This window comes from Limnohabitans sp. (genome assembly GCF_034680285.1).
Classification (GTDB): Bacteria; Pseudomonadota; Gammaproteobacteria; order Burkholderiales; family Burkholderiaceae_C; genus Limnohabitans_A.
This window is the reverse complement of the sequence record NZ_JAXITC010000009.1, coordinates 20,919-46,530: the sequence shown is the minus strand read 5'-3', so window position 1 is coordinate 46,530 and position 25,612 is coordinate 20,919. Positions and strand designations below refer to the sequence as shown.

At 54.4% G+C, this 25,612-nt stretch carries 13 protein-coding genes; 6 read left to right on the top strand and 7 right to left on the bottom strand.

The features are described from left to right. Window positions 1-237 precede the first annotated feature (237 nt). The 4 genes from SWE17_RS08950 to SWE17_RS08935 all read right to left on the bottom strand — a co-directional run bounded on the left by SWE17_RS08950 (window position 238) and on the right by SWE17_RS08935 (window position 12,193). Window positions 238-1,737 carry a hypothetical protein gene (locus SWE17_RS08950; protein ID WP_322992757.1) on the bottom strand — a complete coding sequence of 500 codons (1,500 nt, stop codon included), beginning with the start codon at window positions 1,735-1,737 and terminating at the stop codon, window positions 238-240. A gap of 122 nt (window positions 1,738-1,859) precedes the next feature. After that, entirely contained in the window at window positions 1,860-4,877 is a 3,018-nt protein-coding gene (locus tag SWE17_RS08945) for a pentapeptide repeat-containing protein (RefSeq protein ID WP_322992756.1), read from the bottom strand. A 24-nt stretch (window positions 4,878-4,901) separates the two neighbouring features. Next, window positions 4,902-8,441 (bottom strand): twin-arginine translocation signal domain-containing protein, encoded by a 3,540-nt coding sequence (locus tag SWE17_RS08940; protein WP_322992755.1) that lies wholly within the window; start codon window positions 8,439-8,441, stop codon window positions 4,902-4,904. A 329-nt stretch (window positions 8,442-8,770) separates the two neighbouring features. Then, complete coding sequence (locus tag SWE17_RS08935) at window positions 8,771-12,193, bottom strand: hypothetical protein (RefSeq protein WP_322992754.1); 3,423 nt, start codon at window positions 12,191-12,193, stop codon at window positions 8,771-8,773. A gap of 200 nt (window positions 12,194-12,393) precedes the next feature. Between SWE17_RS08935 and SWE17_RS08930 the strand changes: the two genes are divergently transcribed. The 3 genes from SWE17_RS08930 (at window position 12,394) to SWE17_RS08920 (ending at window position 16,853) form a co-directional block, all read left to right on the top strand. Continuing rightward, entirely contained in the window at window positions 12,394-13,926 is a 1,533-nt protein-coding gene (locus tag SWE17_RS08930; protein WP_322992753.1) for an alpha/beta hydrolase family protein, read from the top strand. A 153-nt stretch (window positions 13,927-14,079) separates the two neighbouring features. Then, window positions 14,080-15,819: an SLC13 family permease gene (locus tag SWE17_RS08925; protein WP_322992752.1), complete on the top strand. Its 1,740-nt coding sequence runs from the start codon at window positions 14,080-14,082 to the stop codon at window positions 15,817-15,819. Next, window positions 15,816-16,853, top strand: a complete 1,038-nt coding sequence (locus tag SWE17_RS08920) for a hypothetical protein (protein ID WP_322992751.1) — start codon at window positions 15,816-15,818, stop codon at window positions 16,851-16,853. Before SWE17_RS08925 ends, SWE17_RS08920 begins: the two co-directional genes overlap by 4 nt. 10 nt (window positions 16,854-16,863) lie before the next feature. Here the strand turns inward: SWE17_RS08920 and SWE17_RS08915 are convergent, their stop codons facing one another. Further along, window positions 16,864-18,762, bottom strand: a complete 1,899-nt coding sequence (locus tag SWE17_RS08915; RefSeq protein ID WP_322992750.1) for a bifunctional metallophosphatase/5'-nucleotidase — start codon at window positions 18,760-18,762, stop codon at window positions 16,864-16,866. A gap of 415 nt (window positions 18,763-19,177) precedes the next feature. On the opposite strand from SWE17_RS08915, the gene SWE17_RS08910 reads away from it, so the two are divergent. Genes SWE17_RS08910 through SWE17_RS08900 form a run of 3 tightly spaced genes read left to right on the top strand, consistent with a single transcriptional unit; the run spans window position 19,178 to window position 22,558 of the window. After that, window positions 19,178-19,795, top strand: a complete 618-nt coding sequence (locus SWE17_RS08910; RefSeq protein ID WP_322992749.1) for a hypothetical protein — start codon at window positions 19,178-19,180, stop codon at window positions 19,793-19,795. Window positions 19,796-19,823: 28 nt separating this feature from the next. Then, a complete protein-coding gene (locus tag SWE17_RS08905) occupies window positions 19,824-20,531 on the top strand; it encodes a response regulator transcription factor (protein ID WP_322992748.1) in 708 nt (235 codons plus the stop codon). 35 nt (window positions 20,532-20,566) lie between these two features. Beyond that, window positions 20,567-22,558 carry a sensor histidine kinase gene (locus SWE17_RS08900; RefSeq protein ID WP_322992747.1) on the top strand — a complete coding sequence of 664 codons (1,992 nt, stop codon included), beginning with the start codon at window positions 20,567-20,569 and terminating at the stop codon, window positions 22,556-22,558. Window positions 22,559-22,670: 112 nt separating this feature from the next. On the opposite strand, the gene SWE17_RS08895 is transcribed toward SWE17_RS08900, so the two are convergent. Together SWE17_RS08895 and SWE17_RS08890 are read right to left on the bottom strand one after the other, a co-directional pair. Then, entirely contained in the window at window positions 22,671-24,059 is a 1,389-nt protein-coding gene (locus SWE17_RS08895; protein WP_322992746.1) for an amino acid permease, read from the bottom strand. Window positions 24,060-24,164: 105 nt separating this feature from the next. Next, window positions 24,165-25,466 carry a hypothetical protein gene (locus SWE17_RS08890; protein ID WP_322992745.1) on the bottom strand — a complete coding sequence of 434 codons (1,302 nt, stop codon included), beginning with the start codon at window positions 25,464-25,466 and terminating at the stop codon, window positions 24,165-24,167. Window positions 25,467-25,612: the final 146 nt, after the last annotated feature.

Here is a 25,612-nt window from a genome sequence, read left to right as displayed (position 1 = left end):
GCGTCTTTCTTTTAAAAAAGTTCGAGGTGGTTTTTAATTAATTTTATGTTGAAAATAATCACAAAATATTATGATAAAACCTGAGTGTTGATTGGCTTTTGCAGTCCCAGCAGTGTGTTTCATTCGGGTGTGTGTGAAGCTGTACACGTTTACCTGCGGCCTTGATGGGAACAACTAACGCTCGCAATCTGAGGCGGAAGTTTCATTGTCTGCGTCGCCCAGCAAGAATAGATGGCCTCATGTCACTGGCTGCGGGTCGATATTCACCAGTTGGTTGTAAAAGGGTGGCATTGCAGCTATCAAGGCTTTGAGTTGTCGTACTGTGCCCTTCTGTGGGGGGGAGTAAAACTGGAAGTGACTGGGACTTGAAATTGGGATTGCACCTTCTAAAGTCGATCCATACGCACCAAGATCCTTGAGAGTCAATGGGTCCTCGGGGTCCGGCGCATGAAGAAAAACGAACGTGCCATATCGAGGGGCTGTGAATGAGCTTTCGGCAGGAGATCGACTCAGTGGATCGTTCATCAGGTCAAAGCGCAGCTTTGCATATGCCTGAGTCAGGTTCATAAAAGCGGTGGCGATTGGACTGCTGTCAAAGCGGTCGGGCGATGCCATCAAGAGGTTGCCAAAACTATCGATAAATGCGACGGCGTTGCGACTGCCCGGCATGTCCTGCACCAACTTCTCTAGGTAATTTCGCAGTGCGTTGTCGGGTTGGCGGTAGTGGTTTAAGCGAATTGAGAACGCATCAGGGAAGGCTCGATGCCACCCCTTGCGGGCCGGGTTGTCGATGGGCAGGCTGATGGGGTCGATGAGCTGCGTAGGGTTTAAACCAGCGCCGGAGCTGGAGAGCCGCACCTTCTGAACGCTCTCGGTGAATAAATTGCTGCAGGCGCGCGCTGTCTTTGCTGAAACAGAATCCCTCGCGTACAGCCCTTGAGCACGACCAGCAAAGGCACGGACTGACTCAATAGCAAGGTAGCTAAACTGGCGTTCGAGGCTTTGGCGAATGTGCTCTGGAAAGGCTGAGAAATTTTGCTGGCCACCCCAGTTAATCCCAGCATAGGCGTCTTCAGCGATGACCGCCACATTGAACCCTGTTGCCACCAACGCCCCCGTACACATGGCGCAGGGATCCAGAGTCGTCACGATAGTCATTTGCTCGGGAGGCGGCAGTTGAAGGGCCGCAGCGTTGGCAAAATACCAGCGTACAAGGCCTGTTTCACCGTGGGCCGTCGGATCTTGGGTGAAGGCTTGAATTTGCCCACCACGCAACTCGTCACCTGTCAGCGAACCCATCACTTGGTTGGAGAGAGCGTGCGCGACCCTGCCGCTGGCGTTGTCAATCAGAACACCTCCAACACCGAAGGTGCCAGCTTGAGCAGCCAGCTTAGCCATGTCCAGTGCTCGTAGTGCCGCATTTTCAGCGGACAGTTTCGGTGTGATTGCTAAGGGGGTACTGCTGCAGCCGCCAAGACCCATGCTCAGGCCGAGAGAACCAACGCCCAAAAGCCCAGCGGTCGGTAAGCCGAGCAGCCTGCGCAAGACCTCACGACGTGACAACTCAGGCTGCGTGATTGGTTGATGTCGTTCACGGACGTGAGCATCATTTTTGTCTGATGCGCGATGAACAATAGGCCTCAAGTCTGCCAGGGCTTGCTGGTAGCACTGCGAGCTAGTCACATCTAACGAAATGACTTTGTCATGGCCTGTGTTTTTCAGAGCGTTTTCCTGCATGGTGCATCTCCGTCAAGCGTACTCATCACCATTGGCAAAATTTTTTTGAGTTGGTATTGATCGAAGTCTTTTCGCCCAATCCCGCCTCGCCAAAATCGTACAGACACGTGCATATTGAATTTTCAATCGCTCGGACACCAGCTCTCGCCAGTAGGATCCGGTACACAGGTGGGCAACTTGTATTCCAGCGCAGTCCAGTTGGCCAGTGGGTTGACGCTGCATGGCCCACTAGCGCCATTGGGGCAGATGGTCTTCTGGTCGGTCACTGCTGGCAGTTGGGTAGCCTCGATGCTGATGAACACATCCTCCAGTTGCCCAGGCCCTTTGAGTCGCCTGATGGAGAGGCTCCCCCGACTGAACGAAATGTTGGCACCGCTGAAATTGACTCCTAAGGCGTTGACCTTGCTGAAGTCGGCACCCTGCAGGAAGGCCCCGCTGAAAGAGGTCACCTGTCCACCCAGGCTGCTCAAGGTCGCGCCAGTGAAGGTGGCATTGACCAGATTCGCGTTAGTGAACTGGGTGCCTTGCAATATTGATTCGGCGAAATTTACCCCTGAAAAAACCCCGTTGCTCAGATTGGTTTGCGACAGATTGGCTTTCCTGAAGCTCAGCAGTGAATTGCCATAGATATGTGCGTTCGACAGGTTGACTCCTGCCATATCGGCTTCTTCGAAAAGGCTGCCCGGCGCATAGAGGTAGCTCAAATTGGCGGGCAGAGACTCTCTGGCTGAAGGCGATGCTTTAGGGTCAGCGTTCATCACCGATTGCGAAAAATCGGCCCCGGTCGCGTTGGCATAAGCCAGGTTGGCACCACGCAAGGAAGCGCCCTTAAAGCTGGTACGCTGTGTCGCCACTGCACTGTTGCCAAGGGTTGAAAGATCAGCCTTGAAAAACTGAGCGCCGTGCAGAGTGGTCTGCGCCAGGTTGACGCCGCGCAAGGACGCCGCGCTGAAATTGACCTCTGACAGATCGGTACCGCTCCAGTCGAAACCGTCAAACCGCCCCTTGCTGAAGTCCTGCCCTGCAAAGGATACCGGCCATGAGCCATCGCTGTTGCGCTCAACTTGTACACTGGAGAGGTCCACCTTGCGCCAGGAATCGAGCGGCAGGCTTTGTATCGTCAGCTTGCTGCCGCGCATTGACGCACCTCTGCAGGAAATGGCTGCAAAGCTACCGTCGGTCTGTGGCTGTGCGCTCAGTATTGCTGCGGGGCATTGCTCCCCCGCATCCCTGGGAAACGACAACGCGTCCGCTCCTAAAAAGTTACTGGCCCGGCCAAACCTGAACTTTCGAAGATCGCTATCAGACATGTCCACGCATTGCATCCGTGCACCGTCTAGACCTGCTACGCCTGTGATCCAGCGCATGCGCGTGCAGCCGATGGCCGCGCTGCCGAACTCGGTGGCCTGCTCGAACACTGCACCATCAAACCGCGCACCGACAAGGACGGTACGCTCACCCACGCTTTTCCGCTGGTCCAAGCTGACTTTGTTGAATTTCGCAGCGGTCAGGTCGGTGCCACGCATTTGGGCACCCGTGAAATTGACATTGAGCAACATGACGCTGCGCAAGTTGGTTCCAGTCAGATCGGTATTGGCAAACTGGCCAACCCACAAGAGTGCGCCCGTCAGATCGGCATTGGCCAAATTGGCCCTGGAAAAATCTGCACCACGCACCGTGGTCGAATCCTTGGGATTGGTCAGATAAGATCCCCTAAGATCGGTATCTTTCAGATTCAAGGGTCCCGAGGTGCCAACAAAAGCACGCAGGTCGCAGCCCCGGCAGGAGCGTGTTGTCACCAGCAGATCCCAGCGGGTGCGCCGAATCTTGATCTCCTTCACCGTCTCGCCGTCTTTGAGTGGCAGTGCGCCCGAGGCCCCGATCCATGATTGACCACCATCCACACTGAGCTCGGTGTCGGGCCCCAGATCCGCCCAAGCCGGTCGCCAGTTTTGCGGGACGAAACTGGAGTGCTGTCCGTACAGAAGGCCTGAAGGAATGCCTGAGGACGCTGTAGATGGCAGTGCGAAGGACAGTAACACTTCACCAGACAGTAGACCGCCGTGGTGATTGGTGTTGACGATGTAGCGGGGATTGGCAATCAGTTCCCCCGAACCATCCAAGTAGTCTGGATCAGCGCTCGCAAGGCGCGAACCCACCGCAAACATGCCGTCATCGGTCCTGTAAACGCCCGCCATGCCGTCCTTGCGCGCACCTAGACAGCGGTGTTCGGTAAAGGCGTTGACCAAAAAGCAATAGGCGTAGCGTGCGCCCCCCAGCGGACGCAAATAGGCATCGACCGCCTTGGTGCCGCTAGCGGATACCGGTGCCAGGGGCAAGGTCGTCTCGTCAAATGCGCTTGTCATCCTGAGTAGCAAGTCGGCACTTTGCCAGTTCAGCATGGCTGTGGGTTTCTGGTCCTTGTTGTGGGAATACATCCTGACTTGCTCGTACCCCCCAATCTGCTTGCGTGAGACCGAAAAAAAGTGGCGCTCGTCCAGAGACTCGAGCGCTTGCTTCTCAACGAGGGTGAGCTCGGCACCGGATGCACCAGCTCGAGCCATCTGCAGCACTTGTCCGGTAGCAAACCGGATAGGCCAGCGTTCGTTCTCTGGTGCAAGTGGCGCTCGCACCATGGCCCGGTCTGCATCTGCGGGTGAATACACGAACACAGGGTTGTCAGGGCCGGGCACTTTCCGGCCCTCGACCGTCACTTTGTATTCGCCCGCCTGCAGGCTTGCGCCGCGGGCTTGGGTGCAATCGGGCCGTCCATCCAGCGTGGAGCGCTGGTGCTCCCAAACCAGCTGATCGCCCGAATCTCTCACCGCAACCCGCAAGACGTTCGGATCAGCATCGTCAACGCAATAGCGCACCACAGTCGGCTCGCTCAGCGTGATTCGAAACGACTGGGTGTTTGTGCCCGAATCGCCGCGAACCAGCATCTGGGCCGAATCGATGCCTTTTCCTGGCGTGCCCAGCAAGGCAAGCTTGCCCGACAACGAGCCCAGTTCAGGGTCAGGGGTATCAGGTCTGCTGCCACCGCAGGCGATCAGACCTAACAAGCCTATGCTGGCGGCCAGCATTTTGGTCCACTGCCCTGCACCTTTAAAGTGTATTTCGCCGACCTTGTTGCCCTGCATATTCAGTCCTGTGTCGTCCGCAACTCAGGCCTTGGCGCGTGGCGCCAGCCAGCTGCTCACGGTAGGCTCGATACGGCCTCTGGGACCGGTGAGCGTCTGGCGGTTGAGCGAATACACTTTGCGCCAGCGGTCTACCATCATGCGGCCTGCGCTGAAGCGCTGGGTGGTGGAAAGGTAACGGCCCGCAGGATCAAAGATGTCCAAGAAATAATCTTCGCGCCGCAACCCCTCGCCAACATGCGAGAGCACATAGACATAGCCCGTCACCTCGGCACCCATGTCGAGGTAAGTCACGCCGGCACCCCGGTCGCGCAGTGAGAAGCTGGTGCTGACCCGCTCCTGGGCATCGCGGAACATGTCCACCGGATTCCCCAGCAGATCGAAGGCCTGCACGCGGTTCGATCCGGCCTCCAGCACCAGGATGGAGCCCGTTGTGGTCACCGCCACGCACCGGGGCAGGTACACAAGTCCCTCGCGCAGGCCACGCCCTGCAAAAAGCTCCGCATCGGGCGCATCGGCATCGTCATAGGGGGTGTTGGGCAGCCGCAGCACCTCTAACTTATGCACCTCCGAGTGCACAGCCACCAGGTAACCAGCCGGGTGCAGCACGGCCGAAGTGGGTTGCCGCAGCAGTCGGCCATAGGAGCTGCCGAGCTTTTCAACCTGCAGGCTATCGCTGCGCACATTATTGATACGACGCACGTGTACTGTGCCGCTGCGCCCGTCGAGGAGGTAGTTTTGCCCGCTGCCATCAGGTGGACCCATCAGCTCGTAAACCAGGCTGGCACCGCCGGCCACGCCGCAGAACTGGCTGTTGCGTGTCAGCGATCGCAGCGACTGATTCGGGTCCTCACCGGCATAGATGTTCTGCACCGTGTAGAGCTGGCTGCTCGAAACGTCTGCCGTACAGGAAATCAGCGCCGAGGAAGATGACCGCCACGAATAGCCAAGCGAACCGTTGAGCTGTGACAGCGTGATGTTGCCAAGTTCGCAGACGGCATTGGCATTCGTACTGCAGGACAGAGCTTGCGCCTGGGGCGGCTCCTGGGTGCTGAGCCACCGGTACTTGCGGGTAGTCTGGTCAAAGTCAAGGATGCGTTCGTGCTGGTACTGCGTTGAAGCAGACAGCGGCACCAGCAGCTCTTCGATGGTGCACTCGAAAGACAAGGCCGTGCTGCCTTTGGGCAGCTGCATCGAGACCTCAGTGTCTCGCAGATGTCCCACAATACTGCGCTTGAATTTGTGAAAATCACTCCCGAGCCTTGGTTCCAGGGCAGCCAGAAGTGCAGGCGTATCCGGATACTGTTGACCAGCCAGTGCCCGAACCTTCACGATCACGTCTGCTGGCAGGGCAGGATGATCGGCAGTCGCATTGGCCAGCCCGTCGACATCGGCATGGGTAATCGCGTAAGTAGCTACATAGCCTTTGGCCACCAGCGCACCCCGGCCGTCCAGGCTGTCCTGGAACTCGATGATGATCTGCGCCTTGCCGCCAGAAGCAATCTTGGCCAGCGTGATGTCCAACGATTTACCCGGTGTCACTGGCAACCATTCGGTCTTGTAGAAAGGCTCGGCGCGGCCTTTTTTCTGCAGGTAGACACGATAGGCCTTGGCGTCTGAGGGCAGCGCGAAATTTTCGAGATCATGGTTAAGACGAATCCGCAGATCCGTTGCCAGCACCAGTTCGTTGACGACATAGCCCGTGCTGCCGGCTGCCGCTGCGGTGGTCTGTGCCAGTAGGGCTGTCGTGCTGACTACCGATACAGCCCGCAGCGCCCAGCCAACAAAGGGGATGGCCGCTGCTACGTTGTCGGCTAAAGCAGCGGCCAGGAGCATCACACCGCCCGTGCCTTTCAGCAGCCATTTGAGCAAGCGGTCTGCTAGCAGCTGCAGCAGGCCCCGATTGGCGCGCATGACAGCTGCTTCCGTGACATCGTACCGGTCGCCTGCACCACCGGCAGCGATCAACCAATTTACGTCCGCCATCAATGTGGTCAAGGACTGGATCAGGACTTCGGGATCTGTGTAGAGGGACTTGGCAAAGCTGTCCAAAGCGTTTTTGACGCCAGGTCCCCCCAGCAGGATCAGTGACAGTGTCGGGAAAGCTAGATTGATGACGGCAGTAGAGGCGATGCCCCAATTCTTCTCGGACCCGAACACCCTGATCTTGAGGTCGCTCCGGCTGTAGTCGTCATACGAATTACCTAAAGTTCCCACCTTGATACGCAGCCCTGCAGCGTCGGCTGGCACATTCACCAGAAACTCCGTGGTAGACGCAAAAGTGGGCACGCCCATGAAGACTGATGTTGGCGCGATCAGGCTGATCAGTCGGCTGTGCTGATTATTTCTCCAATCCACAAGACCAATCTGATCGTCCTTGACCGTCCAAGGTAACTGCCGGTTGGGAATGGCGTTTTCCCAAGCGCGGTCACTTCTGGAGGAAACCTTGGGGCCAAACAGATCAGAGTCCTGCGAAAGAGGCAAGGTGTCACGTTTCTCGTCAAAAAACTCGACATACGCCGTGCCGAAACGCACAAATGAATTGGTGATCTTGACCTTGAGCTTGCGGGGATCGCTGTCAACTTGTTCAACCGCGAAACGGAACCCTCCTACCCGCTCGCGGATCGTGCTGATGATGTTGTAGCCCGGAGACGAGCCGCCCACGGCGCGCAAGAGGCCCCCGGTATTGGCTGTCACGCCGTCGTCGGCCGGATCCACGCTCCATAGCTTTCCACGCAACTCCGTATCAGCCTGTATGGTTTGTAGGGCCTCAGCAATCACCGGGGCAGCCGCGTTCATGACCACATCGGTGACGCGGCAGTCTATGGCGATCTGGCCGGAGTTGTCGGTCAGCACCTCACCTGTGTCGTCATCGCGCAAGGTGATGTTTTCGCACCAGGCTTGATCGCTGCCGTTTGTGTATGGGCGGGCACGGATCGTATTGACCAGATTCATGAATCCTGAGGTCATGCGAATGTGCTGCAGGACCACGGAGACCAGGCTCTCTTCAAGCGCCATGATCTCTGGGTGATGAAACACGATCTGTTCAGCTATCGACTTCGGTGTCAACGTCGGACCCTGATCGGAGACAGCCTGTACTGGCGCCGCTTCAACGGCAAGCCCCATGCCCGTGCGCAAGGCGGCCAGACGCGAGTGGTGGTTTTCGGGGTTGCCTTTGGGCAGGTAGATACCGCTGCTGAGCACTGTTTCGCGTTGAAGCGCTTTGCCTTTTTGGGTGACCTTTCCGGCTTGCACCAGGGTCATCATCCCCCACTGTTCCTCTTCGGGATTTTCTGTCCATCGGGCCCTTGCAATCACAGGCCCGCCTCCACCCGCTTGCGAGGCAAGCTCGACTGGGATGTAACGCAAACCGGGCATCCGCAATCGAAGCGCGCTGTCGGGACCGGCCATTACCGGCATTTCGGGCAACTCTATCGTGACAGTCCGCTCTCGACCTGCCGAGCCACCGCAGGCACTGACACCGCCTGCGATGGCGGCTGCTGCGCCCATCTTCATGAAGCCACGACGGCTTTGGCTGACGGATTTTTTTTTTGGCGTTCGCATGACATCTCCATTTTTGAAAGTGCACGAGCAGGAAAGGCAGTGGCCGTTCTTGTGAACCTGCGTGTATCACCCATACAGCCTAGCTTGTCGAAAGTGACTTCTCAAGCCGATATTCCGACAAACTCCGACAAGCTCGCTGACCAATAAGTCAAAACCTGAGCGCCGAAATCAAACTCGACGACAGCGCGACTCACTGGCCACGCAGCGTTGAGCCTCAAGATCACGTTGGCAGAGACCAACGATAAGCGTGCCTGCGTCCGCCAGCGCAAGGCGGGATTGGACGAAAAGACTTCGACCGATCCCGACAATGCTCAGGTTTAAAACAAGTCCTAAAGCACGTCCCAAACTGCAACGCGGTCGGTATCAAAAGCGGCGACATTCAGGCCCGTTATCGTCACGACCACATCGTCAAAGTCGTAGTCTCCGTCAACCAAATCCTCGACGCCAAAGCTGTTTTGGTCTACTCGGACGATGGGACTTATGCCATCGACCGTTCCGCCAACCCCGCTGAGCAAGAGTTGCTTTCCAAGCTGCGTCTCGAAAATGAAGAAGGGCTGAAGGGCCAAATTGTTGAGAAGCAAATCTGTATCGATCAGAAAGTGGTTTGAACTCTCCACTACCTTGTCCGGTGAGGTTTGTGCTTTGTAAACCGCGTAATCAAGAATATTGTCGGAATCGAGTCGCAAGTTTTCGAGGTGTACGCCAGAGCGAGGATCAATCACATCGCCGGACTGCAGGTCCATCAAAATGAAGCCGAACTGGCCAGCGCGTGGACTGTCTTGCACCACCCGCATCTGCAGCCTGACTTGGTGAGCAAGGCCAGGCGCATCAAAAGTGACAGTGTCCAAGGACGCTGGCAGCGGGACGCCGATAAAGACATCGCCCTGCCCAGGCACGTAGATAGTATCTACAAATGCCTCAGGATCTGGTGATTGCAAGTCAAGGTCGGCAAAGACCTGCCCATCCAGCCAGAGTTCGAACCTGCCTTCTCCATTTGCTCTTACCTCCAAGGGTACAGTTTCTTTTCGGTCGTACAGGTCAGCAAAAAAATGCATCGTGCCATGGTCGACTTCACTCGCTAGAGATGACTTCACAATACCCGCGTGCACACCTGTAGGCAGGCCTGAAGCCAGGCCTAGGCTGGTGCCCCACTGTTCTGGCAGTCCTTCGGGCCGACCGGCATCGTCCACCACCTGACCCCAAAGGCCTGTTGCGGCCTCCGTCTTCGAACGCAGGCTTATTGTGATGGCGCTGCTGGGATCGTAAGTGCGATCGCCAATCCGAATCTGGGGGTCTACCGCCAATACGATCAGTGCATTTTCTAAAAGACCTTCACCGTCAGTGACGCTGACATAAATTTCATGCAACCCTCTTGGGACCTGAGCAATATCGAGAATCTCCAATTGCCCATCTGCCCTTAGGTCCAGCCAAGGGCGCGTCTCATCATGGCCAGCAAATATGAGGGTGTCTTGACCGAGAGCTTTAGACTTTGGGTCCTTAGATTCAAACGCATCCATATCCGCAAAAAAATCACTTGCACTTAACAGCATTGACCCTTGTGTCATCCCAGGGCCGATTACTCGGGTCATGGTCAGACCCTCTGTTTCAGGGCGGGCATTGATGTCGATGTTGTGTTGTTCAAGCAATCGTTGGCGCTGTACGGGATAGTCAGCATGGTCAAGGTCGAAGCTGTGGATCAACTGCCCCTGTGCATCGACTAACTGCAGAAGGTCCCGTCCGACGTCAAAGTTGGGGATTTTCACCAGTGCGTCGCTGTTCTCATTGGAGACAAAATAAACAGTCCCCAGATAATGGCCCTCCTGGACATAAGGTGAAGACCAGACTGCCCGGCCGCCCATTTGGGTGTGCTGAACAGGCGCAGGCACAAATGCCTCTGGCCCATATTCCTCTAGTTCTCCGTGGTGGGTATTGATGAGCCCGGCGGCAGCATCCTGCCACCGACCATCGACAAAAACCTGGGTCAGGTAGGCGGGGTGGGCATTGTCGGAAAAATTTTCATGCCCCTCAGCGTAGTAAACCTCGATGAAGCGCATATTCGATTCATCAAAATGGAAGTCATCCGACGACGGTGCCTCTTCACTGGCGGTGACCGCAAACATTTTCGCCAATTGCGGGGTTTGCAAGGCATTGTCCCAGTCCCATCGGCCACCTGGGCTGCTGTAGGTTGAAACGTAGGTATCACGGTCAAATTCGGTCAGAGCGAATTCGGCAAATGCGCGCAAACCTGCCTCACCATATTGCTTGAAGATGAGGTTGCCCATACGGTCAAAGTCATGACGGACCTGTTGCGCGGCATAGTCTTGGGCTTGTTCAAACAGCACCCGATTGGCATTTTTATCGCTAAATCGACTATTGTCAGGTTTATCCTTGGACAGCGGCTCTATCCACTGGCCTGCCACCGTGCCGGCAAGGCCACCATGGGAAAACCCGCGGAAGTATTCGGCCTCAAAAAACCCGGTACGGTTGACTGCTCGTAGGGGCAAGCTGAAATCGGTGTCGTAGTAAATCGCACCGTTGACCGCCCCGGTCATCAGGCCACCGACCCGATCTGCAGGCGCGGTCGTTCCTGACTTCGGCAAGGCGAACACCTCGCCCCAATTGGTCTGGCGGTCTTGGACCCACCAATGCACGACCTTGGGTCCGCCTGCATATGCACCTATGCCGGCACGCACCAAACTATGGTCATAGTCTGGGCCACCCATCGCAACCATGACCGCACTTGTGGATCCGAGGTAGTCTCCGGGGTTTAGCTGTTTTGGTAGGTCGAGTCCCTCGTCCAGCAGTGTTCCGGATTTGATCCAGCCAGCATTCACCATTTCTACCCAATTGGAATGCGAGTAAAAATCTTGGAAAGCATGCTCAATCTGGCCGAACCGGTAAATCAGATTTTCTAATCCAGCGTTAGTTCCTTTGAAACTTGGTCCGACGAGAGACGAGTCCAGAAAAATTGTAAAAACTTTTGCATAGGTTTTGTTGGCCTCGAAATTTTCAAGCCCATCAGACCAGCGCTTGCGCATGGTCTCAATGCTGCCGCGAACATTGTTGTTGTCAAAGTGTGTTGCACTCGAAGTCTGCAAACCATAGGGCGAAGTAATGCCTACACGAAAATTTGCGGGCTGAACGGCGAAGGCGTCTGAATCGTTTTGTCCGAGTTTGAACAAGTCAAAAGCTTTGGCGTTGAGCATGGGCAGCTGCGCTCGCGCCCAGTCAATGTGCAAGGCGGTGTCGAACCATCTCACTGCCACTCCGTTTTTCGAGCCAGGCAGGGTCAGTTGTCCACTGCCGAAGCCAGCATCTGTTTGAGCGTGGGTTTCATGCGAGGACATCAGCAAGGCATGGTCTCGGCCGAGCAGTTCCTTCGTCAGTGCATAGGCATCGCTCGGGTTCTCATGACCGGCCACATGGCTGTTAGCCAGCGCATGCGCCCATTCGTGGGTCAAGACCTCAAGAGCCAAGGACGGTATCTCCAAAACCCGTGCGTCCACGTAAATCGTGTTTGTAAGCGCGTCGTATGCACCAGGATGACCTTGCAGGACCTCAGGGTCCATAGAGACAATTTGGGGAAGAAAAGAACTGTTACCGCGCGCAAGTTCTTTGACCAGAGTCCGCAAGTTGTCCGTCATGGCAGGCTGGCCAAATACAGATATCAATGCCTGCTCAAGCTCACCCGATTTGGCAAGATCATGGAGGGTTTGAAACCAGCTGGTTGTCGCCGTGTAGGTTGAGTTCATGATCGTTCTTAGATTGCTGAAAGTGCCCAATTGAGAGCAAAACAGTAAGCCTACAGAAGCTGGACTGGCAAGTCAGCCTGGCTGATGCAATTGTCGGAATTTGTCGAATATGGATCGATTTTTATAGTTACACAGCCGTTATTCTTCAAAAACACCAATTCACTGCAGGGCGCGCGTTACGCGCTGGCACTCTGAAGACCATGCAGCCAACTATTGAGCTCATCAGGCAAAAAAGGCCAGTTTTTAATCTGGCAATCGCCAAAGTTGCCCATGTTCTATGTCTGCCGTTATGGGTAGCCTGCGGCCCCGGCAACTTGGCGGGAGCGGGGCGCCTTGGTCTGCTTCCCAAAACCATGAGCGATCTTTATATCCTGGTCAAAATTTTCAAACCTAAAGAATCACTTGCTATGAAATATTTTTCAACCTGGACTGTTGCCGTAACAGCCGCCATATTGACCGGTTGCGGTGGGGCATCCCCGGGTCGAGGTGATTTGAAGAAGGACCCGGCCACCGTGGTCACCTTGCCAGTGACCACCATCACAGAAGGCGCGCAGGCCAATGGCTTGATCAAGCTGACTGGTCCGGCCCAGTGTGATGTACGTGTGATTGCACTGGACTATCACACGGTTGGAGTGCGCAACGAGATGAGCAACAGTACGGGCGTGATGCTGGTCCCCCAGGGCGATGCACCAGCCTGCCAGGGACCTTTCCCGTTGCTGACCTATGCGCGGGGCACCGAGATGAACAAGTCCCGCACTCTGGCTGATCCGAAAGATAGCGAAACTGCCTTGCTAACCGCCGTCTATGCGGCCCACGGTTATGCGGTGGTGGCCCCCGATTACCTCGGATATGCAGGTTCGTCTTACGGTTTTCATCCCTACCTGCACGCGGACTCGGAAGCGACCACCTTGGTCGACGCGATCCGTGCAGCGAGACATGCTGCGGCGAAACTTGGTGTGTCTCTGTCTAGCCAGGTGATGCTCAGCGGCTATTCGCAAGGGGGGCATGCCTCAATGTCGGCGCACAGGGTCATCGAGCTTCAACATGCAGGCGAAATTAAAGTGGCGGGTGGTGCCCACCTTTCAGGTCCATATAACCTTTCAGCGGCCCTGAGCCCCCCGGACGCATTTGTCGGGTACCAATTTTTTGTCCCTTTACTGGTCACTTCATGGCAAAAAATCTATGGTGATCTGTACTCGAATGTGGCGTCGGTCTTTCAACCACCTTACGCTGGCAGCATCGAAGACCTGTTACCCAACCCGACGCTGACTAAAGACACTTTGCTAACCGAAGGACGTTTACCTGGCCTTCGTGGAGAATCACCTAACCAGGTACGCGATGCGCTGTTTTTGCCCGCATTCATTCGCGACGTGCAAACCAATGCCCAGAACCCCCTTATGCAGTCTGCTCGCCGCAATGACCTGCTGGGTTGGAACCCGGTCTCACCAACCCTGCTGTGCAGTGGCTCTGGAGATCCCACGGTGCTGCCCTCCTTACATCAAAAAACCTTGATGGCCGATTTTCAGTCGCGTGGTGTGACGACCGTCAAGTCCGTCGATGTGGATCCACAGATTCGGACGATGTTTGGCTCACCGCCGCAGGACCCTGTTGAAGCGGCACGGTACTTTGGACGGTACCACGGCACTCTGGCCCCACCCATCTGCGCGGCCGTGGCGAAGTGTTTCTTCGACCAGATCAAGACAGGGCTGAGCAATGCTTGCCGCCCCTCCTAAGCTGTGATTACAGCTCTAGTTAGACAACGCTAAACAAGTAGGGTTACATGGCAAAAAATGACAGCTGCTAACGTGACGCCGTGGCCTGATTTACGAGAGCATCCCTTGCTTGGCCGCTTACCTCCGCCCATACTTTCGCGGTTAATAGGTCAAATGGATGAAGTCACTTTCGTGGATGGTGAATGCCTAACGCGCGAGGGTGACACACCAGATGCGATGTACTTGATCACCACGGGCAAGGCAGAGCGATTGCGCGGCACCGAGCAACTGGCGATACTGGGTCCTAATGCCCTGGCTGGACAGGAGACGGCGGGATTAGCGCAGTTTGCGCACACGGTGCGCGCTGTCAGTGATGTTCGCGCTTGGCGAATTCCGAGAACCGCATTGGCTCAATTGTGCTCGGCGGTTCCACGGCTTGAAGCCACGTTGATTCACTCACTCTCTGGGGATGTTGGGTTATCTAAGGCAGTCGTGCTGCTGCCAACCGTTCATTCCCCAGTTGTCCCAGCGCGGACGCTGTTTGGTTGGAGCTTGACGCTGGCTTTGCCACCGATTCTTTTTGCCGCGAGCAAGGTTTCGGGGCTAAGTTTGCAAGCCAGTATCTTTATCGCTATCTTCACCGCCGTGATCACAATGTGGGTGTTCAGCCTGGTGGATGAATTCGTACCGCCCTTTCTTGCGTTGGTCTTCATGTTGTTTGTGGGCTTGGCACCACCTGCAGTGGTGTTGTCCAGCTTTGCATCTTCGAGCATGATGACCTTGTTGGGGGTGTTTGCCCTAGCGGCAATGATGACAAGCTCAGGGCTCAGTAATCGAATTTTTCTTTGGCTACTCTTGAAATTGCCCAACCGCCCGCTGTGGCATCAGGTCAGCTTGATACTTTACGGTTTGGTGTTGTCCATGGGGACTCCCTCGGCAAACAACCGCATTGCATTGATGATGCCCGCATTCGACGACATGCGACTTGGTTTGCGACTAGCACCTCGCAGTGCGAACGTGACTGCTCTTTTCACCGCAACTTTTGCCGGTGCTTTCCTGTTTTCATCTTCACTGGCAACCAGCAAGTCAGCCACGATTTCGGTCTTTGGTTTTTTGCCGGCTCATCTGCAGGACGACTTCGGTGGGCTATTTTGGCTGTCGGCGGCAGCTTTTTCCACCCTCGTCTTGCTAGGGTGCCATTTTTTAGCCAGCCGTTGGGTATTTCGTGATGTCGAGGTTGCCGAAGTCTCGCGGGCAATGCTGGCCGACCGTCTCAAATTACTTGGTGCACCTAGCATGGCAGAGAAGGTCACCGCTTCGGGCTTTGTCCTTTTTCTCTTAGGTGCGATGACCACCAGTGTCCATCATGTCAGTCCCGCAGCAGTTGTTGGTGCGGTGTTGATCTATCTGCTGGTCACGGGTGCCATGACCAAGAACGATCTGCAAAAAAATGTGGACTGGCCGATGATTGTTTTTCTCATCAGCACCGACTGCTTGATCAAGGTCATGGATTATCTGGGCCTGACGGCTGAATTGGCTCAGTCGCTTCGGGGAATGTCAGCATTCATTCATGGCGACACTTACCGCTTCATTGGATTGGCCCTATGTGTGGTCCTGCTCCTTCGTCTTTTCTTTCCGATCCCTGCAGGTATGCTTTTGTCCGCAGTCATCTTGTTGCCTATTGCGCAGAGCCAAGGAATACACCTGTGGTTGTGCATATTCGTCATTACAGTCTTCTCAGATATCTGGTTTTTCCGATACCAGATAACTCCCTACATGATCGCCGTCAACGCTGGTGTGACTGCTGTGATGGACGAGCGAGCCTTTTTGCGCCATAACTTACTGATGAACGGAGCTCGTTTGCTTGCAGTGTTGGGCTCTCTTCCCATGTGGAGCTGGATGGGGTTGGTATGACCCCTCACTCAAGCCGATTGCTTCGTCAAATCCTGGTCGCTGTTTTCTTGGTCACGAGTTTGCTGCTTCTGACCATTTTCAACGCCACTAAGCCCCGTATCCTTGTGCTTCACTCTCTCAGCCAGGCATCATCATGGACTTCAGCCATGGACGCAGGCTTCAACAAGGTTTTGGCATCCAACCGCATGCCAGTGTCCGTTACGCGTGATTACCTGAACCTAGATATCCTTGCCGACGGGGTGGACACCCAGGTCCTGACTGCTGCAGTTGGTCGAAAAATCGAACAGTTTGATCCACATGTGCTGATTGCGGTGGATGATGAAACCAGTGAACTTGTGGCGCGGCATTACGTGGGCCGCAGGGATATGAAAATCCTTTACACCGGTCTGATGGATGAGCCCGAAAGCTACGGTTATACAGCCAGCAGCGGCGTTTGGGGCATTCGCGAACAATTACCCTTGCAGGCTATGAACAGGCTGCTTGAACAGATGCATCCCACAAAATCCCTCAATATTGCGGTGGTTGGTGTGGATGATCTGACTGGCCGCGCAGAAATGGAGCAGGTGTTACGTTACGACTGGGGACACCACCGCATCAAGGCACAGGCGCTGGTTGGTAACTTTGAGGCCTGGAGAGCCTTTGTGTCGGGACCTGCACGCGGCGCGGACATTCTATTGGTGCTGACGACAGACAAAATACCAGCTGTACCAGGGAGTCGGCGAATGGCACCAGAGGCTGATGTGAACGCTTGGACGGAACAGCACGCAGTGCCCTTGCCTATGGGTGTGCGTGCTTCGTACGTGCGCTTCGGTGGCGGATTGGCCGTTTCATCATCGCCAACTGAACTGGGAGCGAAGGCCATGGAAATGGCCCTCAGGCAACTCGCCAATCCCGAACAGCGGCCCTCTGCATCAAGTCAGGTTAACTCTTCATATGACATATCGATACGCCGCTCCGCTTGGGTAAGACGTGGCTTTAAGCCGCCAGAAATATACCTTGAGGCGGCACGGGCTGCAGGACAACTGTATCCTTGAAAACCAGTGGTCATAAGACTGGGATTTCGCAAGCTTTACCGCTGAATTTTTCGACACAGCGAATCCGCGATGGGGGAGGCGTCAGAGGTGAGTTGGCGGTGTACCGGGAGAGATAGGCCTGTAAGGCATCCATATCAGTGGCTGCAATATTCTGCAGGGAAAGGCGCTGGTTAGTAAAAGCAGTGAAGAAGTCGCCGCCATAGACGGCCAAAAATTCCACTGTTACGACTTTGTAAATGGCATCGAGTACCAACGGTTTGCCATGAATTCGAACCGAATCAAGGTCGATCATCTTGCCTGTACCGCTCGCTTTACCTTGGCCTTCTGGGCTAAAAGTCCACGTGTAGGTCAGGCTGTGGCTGGGTTGCAGTACCCGCCCGCAGATGCCTTTGTATCGCTTGCCAGTGCAGTTGGGCGCCTCCCATTGCTGTTCGAGCAATCGGATCAGGGATTCGCCAGTCATCTCGACCCTGTAAAGGGCATCCCCGAAGGGCGCGACACCGAAAAGGGTTTCATAGTCGACCTTGCCACCTTCTAGCATGGGCAGGTAGTTTCGCAGCCCCCCGGGGTTGATGAAAGCCACATCCGCTGTTTGACCATCGGGTACGGGCATGGCAAGGAGAGCGTCGGCAAAGACCCGGCCAATGGGGTGGTCGGCTACATCTATCCTGGTTCCGCTGCTCACCACCTGCCCAGCGCCGTCGATGTCGGTACGCAAAATATTGCTGTTGATGAAGCCCAAAGCACGGGTTCGTAGCGGCCGGGTGAGTTGGTCGTAGAACTCCACCAAGCGAGAAACTTGCGGATCCGGTGAGAGGATGGAGTAGCCCTTCGGAGTGGTCGCAGTAAGGTCGTTGATGATGGGCACTGTTTTGCCTGATCTGGACGTCACGCCGCGACCTGGTCTGATGCTTAAGTTGATCTCGGTTGCCATGCGACCATAGGAGCCAGCCTGACTCAGCAAAATACCGTTGATCTCGCACAAGTAATCGTAGTGGGTGTGCGCACTGAGCACCACATCCACTGTTGGTGGTAATGAAGAGACAATGGATTTGATCGGTCCAGCAAGACCAGCACAAGTCTGATCTCTTAGAGATGAGGTGCTGGTGGAGCCTCCTTCGTGGAGTAGCACCACCACTGCTTCTACCCCCTCTTGTTTGAGCCGTGCAGCATGTTCTCGTATCGTACTGACTTCATCGAGAAAGGTCAGGCCTTGCGCCCCCCGTGTGGACTGTGGTGTGTCGCGCAGGGTCAGGCCAATAAAGCCGACGGATACCGACCCTACCCGACGCACGAATGTTGCTGGGAACAGGCTCTTTCCTGTGTCATGGTCGATCACATTAGCTGCCAGGTAGGGAAACCGCGCTCCTTCAAAAGCACCTGTGCGGGCGCAACTGAACTCCTGCGCACTGCTTGTCGGTTCCCCTTTGGCGCAGCCGCCGTTCTGCAGTCTTTTGAGCTCGGCCTTGCCCCGGTCGAATTCGTGATTACCAACTGCACTGACCTCCAGTCCGATCAGGTTCATGGCTTCAATGGTGGCCTCGCCTGTTGTCCAAGTGGACAGTGCCGGTGAGCCTCCGACAAAATCGCCAACCCCGACAAAAAGAGTGTTCGGCGATTGCGCACGTGTTTGTCGGACAAGGCTGGCAAGGTAAGCGGCGCCTCCGACATTGACACGCACATCTGCACCGCCGTCGGGATCAGGTAGGCTCATGACCAGTTGCTTTTCTGGGAGCAGATAGCCGTGAAAGTCGTTCACAGCCAGTATTTTTACACTCACCGGAGCTTCAGTATTGTGGCCGCATCCTGTGAAAAACAAAGCTGACAGCATGGACAGCACAACGATTTTTAAATATATCTCGATACGTGTTTTGTAGCCCAGTAAGATTTGTGATTCAAATTGATGCATTGGTATTCTTAAACGCTTTAAACATTAATATGACCCATACGCGGGGTAACTCAATCGCAGCACTACTGCACCAAGACCACGCGGCCGCCAGAAAAATGTGTTATCAAACTCTCTCCATCGACTCTTGTGGAGCACCCAGAATCGCTGAAAGTGACCGATCATCAAGTGAAGGCATCATGGATCCACGCAGTAACTGATCAATCTACGTTCAAGGGCAAGAGTAAAACTGAGGTGAATTGTGAGCCCCATGATTAAGCTGCACCAGCCAGTATTGCTCAATATTAATTATTTAAGTGACTAAAAAAATTCGATGTCGGTATTTGTCGAATTTGTTTTTCCGAGTCGTGTAGACCTTGAGCTAGGATTTGTTTGCCATTAGTTGGAACTTCATTCCTCTTGGTGCAGGAGCAATCGTATGAATAGCAAATTGATGAAAAAAATGACGGGGCTACTGGCCACTGCAGCTTTACTCGTAGCTTGTGGCGGCAACACTCAGCCTGAGCCAGTAACTCCGATATCACCGTACATAGGTAAATGGGGCACCTGCGATGGCAAGGGTCGAATGGATTGGCTGCAGATCAGACCAGGGGCGGCTCAAGAGCAGATGCTGCTAGAGGTTGAAACTACTTTTCATACAAAAACCGATTGCTCTGGGAGTCCCGGCGCCTATCTGACCCACTCTCAATCCAGCATCGTGGCTGAGAAAACCGGGCAGGTTATCGCGACGATTATGTTGTCCGATATCGCGCGCACCTTACAAGCAGGCGCGTTCAACACAACCACTAAAGCTGGCACCCTGCGTGTGCTCTCCAGCGGCATGACAGTTGACTACTCCCGACTCAATAATGCACCTGGAATTTGGTGTGTAAGAGGGGTGGGTGGATCGGAATACTGTTTCCAGGAAGACGACGAAACTTTGATTGAGGGCGACGACCAAATGGCCTTTTATCGGGAAAATGACCTGCTTTATGCCTTTGTTCGCGACGACAAGGATGGAACCTATAAACGTCCAGAAGTTTTCCAGCGGTATTGACGCTTAGCCCGCCTAGGGCCGGAAATAAATGAAAACGCAAACAGAAGACGTGCCAAGTGTGCTGTTGGTGGAAGACGAGCCGGACCTGCGCGACGCTGTGGTTAATTTCTTACGCCTCGACGGAATCAAGGTGGTAGGTGTAGGCAGCTTGGGGGAAGCACTTTCTTCCCTTGAGCAGCAACAATTCGACGTCATTCTTCTTGATCTTGGCCTACCCGATGGCGATGGCTTGGAATTACTCCAACAGCGTAAAGATTTGAAGGAAACTGGCCTCATTATTACGAGCGCTCGCATTTCCAAGGAACACCGGCTCAAAGGCATCCGATGTGGCGCCGATGCCTACTTTGTTAAGCCCTTTGATCTCGAAGAGCTTTCTCTGCAGGTGCGAAACCTCACTCGCCGTGTGCGACGACAACAATCGGGTTACTGGCGACTTGATGAAGTGCATTGGTCATTGGTCACCCCTATGGGGCTGGCGGTCAAACTCACCCAATCCGAAATTAGATTTCTTAAGCCTCTCATGCATGCTGCTGGTGTTCCAGTCGACAGGCATGAGTTGGTAACAAGTTTGGGCCATAAGCCTGACTATTACGATGCTCGCCGAATGGAAATCATGGTCCGCCGATTGCGAAAGAAAATTGATCAGATTGGTAGCGAAGCGTTGCCGTTGCAGACGGTTTATGGCTTTGGCTTTGCCTTCACAGGGTCGGCGACCGTGCAGTCTGAGCCAGATTAAGGTCTGCCGTAACCTATGATTTTTTACGATTGACTATGTCTGTTTTTATCAAATTGCTAATGGTGTACGCGCTGCTGTTGAGCGGCTTGTCAACATCGGCGGCTACCTTGACTACGACAGTTTTGAAGTTCAATCCACTTGCAGATACCACCTTTCTGGAAGACCCGGCTGGTCAACTTACCTTCGAGCAGGTCAGAGCAGCAGACGCACAATTTAAACATTGGGCTGGGCCCGGGAAATTATTAAATTTCGGATTTACCACGTCGGCCTACTGGATCAAGTTGCCTCTTGCACGAGAGGCGGACGCGCCGCAGGACTGGCTGCTCGAGATCGACTACACCAAGCTGCAGGACCTGGACTTTTATGCGCCAGATGGAACTGTGGTGCAGACAGGTAGTGCTCGTGCTTTCTTAAGCAGGCCTGTCTTTGACCGTTTTTTCATCTTTCCATTAAAGCTGACACCGCAGACCCAACCATATTACTTGCGGGTGACCTCGAGCTATGCGTTGACCGTCCCCTTGACGGTTTGGTCCCCCAATGCCTACCAGGCGTCCCAGCAACGGTTTCATGCGTTGCAGTTCATGTATTACGGTGTACTGGCGGTACTGGCCATTTATGGCTTGGTCATTTTCCTGTCGATTGGAGATGGCCTCTTTGCAATCTACAGCGCTTACATCATTTCGGCTGCACTGGGGATGTTTGCCAGCAATGGTTATGGCCGTCTTTTTGTCTGGAACGACTTCATAAAATTTGACGAAATATCGCAAAGCCTCTTTTTGAGTCTGACGGCTTTTTTTGCAGTCATGTTTGCGCGCAGGTTAGTCCGTCTGGATTCGCGCAGCTGGTTGGATCGTTCTTTATCGCTGAGCCAGTGGATGTTTGCTCTAGCCTTCTTGTTGTCTCTGGGGCATTTGGTCTATCCACACCTGCTGTTCTTGACCAATCAGATGCTCATGCTTAACTCAATGCTGATGGGTTTACTGGTCACACTGGTAGGCTATAAAGCCTATCGACTGGACCGAAGCGGCATACGGTATTTTCTGCTGGGGTGGGTGGTTTTGTGGCTGGGTGTCTGTGGTGCTGCCTTGCGTGCTTTTGGCCTGATCCCTACAAACGGATTGACTTCTTATTTGGTGCAGATCACAACGGCAGTGGAAATGCTGTTGGTGGCGCTTGCACTCGGTGAAATATTGCGCCAGAAGCATCTCACCCATGTTGCTACACAAGCACTGGCGCTGGAGGCCAACCAGGCCTTACTGGATCAGTCTAAGGCGTCTGAAGAAAAACTCACCCGGATGGTCCAAGAGCGAACTAAACAACTTGAGTTGTCCTGGCTTGAAGAAAGAAATCTGCGTGAGCAGTATGTGAGGATTGGCTCCATGATCTCGCATGAATTTCGCACACCGCTCAGCATCATCTACAGCCAAGCCATGCTCATGCGCAAGGAGTACGCCAATGGTCTTGACGAGGTGGTTAAGCGGTTGAGTGCCATTGAAGGGGCCTCATTGCGGCTTAAGAGCATGTTCGACAAGTGGCTTCACAGTGATGCCCTGAATGAAACGCTAGCCAGACTTGTACTTGGGCCTCTCGATCTGGAAGCCTGGGTGCAACAGCAGCTTCAGGTTCAGCAACATTTATTGACCCGGCATAACGTGCATGTCAATATGCCACTTCAAGCGCCAAAAGTCCTGGCTGATAAATATCAGCTGGAACTGGTTCTGAGCAACTTGCTCGACAATGCCGCCAAATATTCTCCTGTCGGGTCCACCATCACGGTTGGTCTACAAGAAAGATCGGGCTTAGTCGGTGTGTCTGTTACAGATCAAGGGCCTGGCATTTCTTTAATGGATCAGGACAAGATATTCCGAGAATTTTTCAGAGGCTCCGTCGATAGCCAAGTTCGAGGGATGGGGTTGGGCCTTTCGATAGTTCAGCGTATTGTCCAAGCGCATGAGGGCCATGTTGAACTTGTCAGCACACTTGGCGCTGGCGCCACCTTCATTATCTGGCTCCCTTGCGTGTCCTGAACTTCAGTTGCCGTGATTAGCTCGAGAATACGATTTCGCCAGGCTTCGTAAAGGACTTAAAGTGGTTGCCCTAAAGGCACGCGTAGACAAAGCTGAATGTATTTATCCCAATTCAATCATGATGGTTGTTAAGTTCTGAGTGTCGGCGAGAGTAGGCAAAATAGAAAACCATTCCCAATGTCATCCATACAAGGAACGCAAGCCAGGTCGCTGTGTCTAGGCCGGCAAGAATCACTGCAATCAGCACAAGTGCCAGCAGCGGTATGAGGGGATACAGTGGCATACGAAACCCAGCCTGCGTTCCCGAGCGTTGACGTCGTAGCACCATCACGCCTACGTTGACTACTGCAAAGGCCCCCAGTGTGCCTATGCTCGTTGCTTCGGCCAGTTGCCCCATCGGTACCAGAGCAGCCGGAAGAGCAATCAGCAGTGTCACGATGAGGGTGTTGGTCACCGGTGTTTGTGTTCGTGCGTGTACCTTGGCAAATATCTTCGGCAACAAGCCATCGCGTGCCATCGCCATGAGTATGCGAGTCTGTCCGTACATCACGACCAGAACAACACTGAAGATTGAGACAACAGCCCCTAGGGCAATGATATTTCCGGCCCAAGTTCCGCCGACGGCGCTATTGGCCACACTGGCCAGCGCCGCCTCAGCGCCCTTTGATGCAAAGCCTTCCCAGCCGTATGTTCCCACCGCTGCGAGTGCCACCAACAGATAGAGAATTGTGACTAGCAATACGCTGCCCACAATTGCAAACGGTAGATCACGCTGGGGGTCATGGGCTTCTTCAGCCGCAGTCGATGCGGCATCAAAGCCAATGTATGAGAAAAAAACTTGTCCGGCGGCAGCGACAATTCCGGCCACCCCCAACGGTGCAAAAGGCGTGAGCTTGTTTGCATCAAAAGCCGTAGCGGCAACGCAGCAGAAAAAAATCAGGACGACGATTTTGAGAAACACCATGAGGGTGTTGATCATGGCTGACTCAGAGGCTCCTCTGATCAGCAACAGTCCACAGGCCACTACGACTATGAAAGCTGGGACATTGAAGACACCCCCCTGGCCAGGCGGATTCGCAAAGTCGGGCGGTATGGCCATGTTCACCGAAGCCAGCAGTACGTTCAGATACTCACCCCAGCCTACCGCCACCGCAGCAACGGCAACACCGTATTCCAACATCAGCATCCACCCGACGCTCCAGGCCACGATTTCACCTAATGTGACGTAGGCATAAGAATAAGAGGAGCCACTAGATGGTATTTTGCTGGCCAGTTCCGCGTATGACAGGGCCGACAAGAGCGCTGCAAGAGCTGCTACCGCAAAAGATATCAATACGGCAGGCCCAGCTTTCTCGATTGCAGCACCCAATATGACAAAGATGCCTGACCCAATGATTGAGCCTGTGCTGAAGCACAGCAGGGTCCAGCGGCCCATGGACCGTTTGAGTCCCAATGGGATGTTTGTTTGTGTGAAGGATTTGCGTCGAAACAATGAGCTCATATTTGGGATCCTGACGAGAAAGAGAGCGGGGGTATCAGAGGTGCATGCATCACATTTAGGCGTACTCGCACAGGTATCGACGCAAGCCGCTGGTTCATCTCGGCTTTATGGGTCGATCAGTACCACGCCTCGTGTCCAATTGATGCTTTGGCCTTTGTCGATCTGAACTCCAAATTGCCAAGGTAGAAGGCCTAAACCTTGTGCTCCAAACACCAGGGCCTGCATAAAGGTTCCATTGGCGCAGGCGTTTTGAGCAAAGCGGTTACCCGGTGCCGTGCGTCCGAGAAAGGGAAGAACCTGATTCCCGTAAGCGTCAGGGCCCGTGCAATTGGCCTGAAGATGTGAGCCCAGCTTGCCCACATCGTCGGTCGCGCGCCAGTCCGTTAGTGCAAAGCTCACGGACGAGGCGCCCACCAGGGTTGATGCGGAAAAGCCAGGAACTGTTGTGACCTCCCTGACCCGCATGCCGCGCAGCTGTTCGTCATACAGTTCGCTACAGGCCCAGAAATCATAGCGACCAGAGTCGATGAACAAACCTTCGATGCCCACGTCAAAGGCCTGGAGGCCGCCGGCTTGGCCTGTGTTGTCCGGGTAGCAAACGTTGTTTGTCAGGCCAGATCCTGCCTGGTTTAGGCGGATCATCGACAGCCTCGCCTGGTCCTGACCAAGTCCAAGCCAGCTTTGGCTGAAGACTTTGTGGCTTTTCCCTTTGACTGACACGGATACCGCCCGATTGTCTTGTGCGGTGGTGGCAAAGGCTATTTGAGCAGATGCGCCGCCGACTTCAAGCAGACCCAAAGTGGTTTCTTGACCGGTCTTGAAATTGCCAGCGATTTCGTTCAGATCGATCCAGGCAAAAAGGCCTTCTTCGATTCCACTGAGAGTCCCGATACGGCCGAGTTTCAATCCTGAGCGAGCCAGCGTCGAACGAACGCTGTCATAAATTGCGTTCGCTGCGGCGGGGTTTCGGCCCTCCACCAAACGCATACCGGCAGTGGCCAAGAAATGAACTTCGACCAACGCGGGCGACACCCCACTTGCCTGCAAGTTGGCAACCAGTTTGTCTAGCAGAGGCTTTACGCCCAATGGGCCTGCATCACCAGGGGTGCTTTCGAAACCAGATAACGCCAAGCCGCCACTGTCCGCAAAACGCGGTTCAACCTGTAGCGCATCACCTTGGAACATGCGTTCATAAAGTACAACCCGCGAACCGCTGCTTCCCGCATCGATAACCGCGACATGTTGGATGTGAGGATGAGGGCTTGGGGGGCCGCCACAACCCAAAAGTAGGAAGTTGCCAGTCAATATGATGACTGCTACCGCGGTTTTCAGCCATGACCTTTCAAGGGTCGAATGAGATTCTTTAAACCCTTGCAAAAAACCAAAAGGGGCTGAAATAGTGGACATGATTGATTTTTCTTGAGACGAGATTTTGGTAAATAAAGTTTGATTTTTTGCAATTGGCAAACATCAAAAAAACCTTTAAATGCAAACCCGTATTAACTTTAAATTGAATATGCCATTCGAGGTGCCGCCTTGTGGCTCGTGGCTTC

Excerpts from the sequence above, each read along its gene's own strand:
- SWE17_RS08950 (WP_322992757.1), bottom strand. The coding sequence starts at position 1,737 with ATGCAGGAAAACGCTCTGAAAAACACAGGCCATGACAAAGTCATTTCG.
- SWE17_RS08945 (WP_322992756.1), bottom strand. The coding sequence starts at position 4,877 with ATGCAGGGCAACAAGGTCGGCGAAATACACTTTAAAGGTGCAGGGCAG.
- SWE17_RS08940 (WP_322992755.1), bottom strand. The coding sequence starts at position 8,441 with ATGCGAACGCCAAAAAAAAAATCCGTCAGCCAAAGCCGTCGTGGCTTC.
- SWE17_RS08935 (WP_322992754.1), bottom strand. The coding sequence starts at position 12,193 with ATGAACTCAACCTACACGGCGACAACCAGCTGGTTTCAAACCCTCCAT.
- SWE17_RS08930 (WP_322992753.1), top strand. The coding sequence starts at position 12,394 with ATGCAGCCAACTATTGAGCTCATCAGGCAAAAAAGGCCAGTTTTTAAT.
- SWE17_RS08925 (WP_322992752.1), top strand. The coding sequence starts at position 14,080 with ATGGATGAAGTCACTTTCGTGGATGGTGAATGCCTAACGCGCGAGGGT.
- SWE17_RS08920 (WP_322992751.1), top strand. The coding sequence starts at position 15,816 with ATGACCCCTCACTCAAGCCGATTGCTTCGTCAAATCCTGGTCGCTGTT.
- SWE17_RS08915 (WP_322992750.1), bottom strand. The coding sequence starts at position 18,762 with ATGCATCAATTTGAATCACAAATCTTACTGGGCTACAAAACACGTATC.
- SWE17_RS08910 (WP_322992749.1), top strand. The coding sequence starts at position 19,178 with ATGAATAGCAAATTGATGAAAAAAATGACGGGGCTACTGGCCACTGCA.
- SWE17_RS08905 (WP_322992748.1), top strand. The coding sequence starts at position 19,824 with ATGAAAACGCAAACAGAAGACGTGCCAAGTGTGCTGTTGGTGGAAGAC.
- SWE17_RS08900 (WP_322992747.1), top strand. The coding sequence starts at position 20,567 with ATGTCTGTTTTTATCAAATTGCTAATGGTGTACGCGCTGCTGTTGAGC.
- SWE17_RS08895 (WP_322992746.1), bottom strand. The coding sequence starts at position 24,059 with ATGAGCTCATTGTTTCGACGCAAATCCTTCACACAAACAAACATCCCA.
- SWE17_RS08890 (WP_322992745.1), bottom strand. The coding sequence starts at position 25,466 with ATGTCCACTATTTCAGCCCCTTTTGGTTTTTTGCAAGGGTTTAAAGAA.